The organism is Marinifilum sp. JC120 (assembly GCA_004923195.1).
In the GTDB taxonomy this organism is placed as follows: Bacteria; Desulfobacterota; Desulfovibrionia; order Desulfovibrionales; family Desulfovibrionaceae; genus Maridesulfovibrio.
In genome coordinates this window covers 1-755 of sequence record RDSB01000109.1, presented here as the reverse complement: position 1 = coordinate 755, position 755 = coordinate 1, and the positions used below count along the sequence as shown (strand labels likewise).

General features: G+C 42.8%; 2 tRNA genes. Both read right to left on the bottom strand.

Annotated features, from left to right (window positions below):
• Positions 1-47: 47 nt before the first annotated feature.
• Positions 48-134: transfer RNA gene (locus D0S45_20615), tRNA-Leu, on the bottom strand.
• A 523-nt stretch (positions 135-657) separates the two neighbouring features.
• Positions 658-744: transfer RNA gene (locus D0S45_20610), tRNA-Leu, on the bottom strand.
• Positions 745-755 lie beyond the last annotated feature (11 nt).

Below are 755 nucleotides of genomic sequence, written 5' to 3'. Positions count from 1 at the left end.
ACGCAAAAAAGGGTTGAAACTTTCGTTTCAACCCTTTCTCAGTTGCATGGTGCCGAGGGGGGGATTCGAACCCCCACGGAATCTCTTCCACTGCCCCCTCAAGACAGCGTGTCTACCAGTTCCACCACCTCGGCACGAGGTGCACAACGTTTCTGTGAACGTCGTGTGAAGAAGTGTTTACGGAAATCTAGCACCCTTGGCAAGATGTTTTTATCAATAATTCCAAAAAAAGTTTAGACTGTCTTTTTATCAATAAATTCAATACGCAAGTATTCGATTTTCCAATTAAAGATTGTGCAGTCGCATCAAATTATCCATTTGGGATATGCTATTTTTCTTAGGCTCAATTTTGGCGTAAAAATCAATTCTGACGCGAGCAAACTTTTAGCGCAACACAACACATGCAAAACAACCTAAAATGCGATTCTGAGTTAAATCTGAGGGTTATATTTTTCAAAAGAAATTATAGCTTTGAGTCGAAGCAAATGCTGAAGAGCTTCGTTAGTAGATCGGAAGTGAATCGCAAAGACGTGTAGTTTGGGTACTCGATTGCACAATTTTGAATTAAAAACGAAAGCTACTTCATAGAAAGCAGTATACCTATTTCAAAACGCAAAAAAGGGTTGAAACTTTCGTTTCAACCCTTTCTCAGTTGCATGGTGCCGAGGGGGGGATTCGAACCCCCACGGAATCTCTTCCACTGCCCCCTCAAGACAGCGTGTCTACCAGTTCCACCACCTCGGCACGAGGTGCAC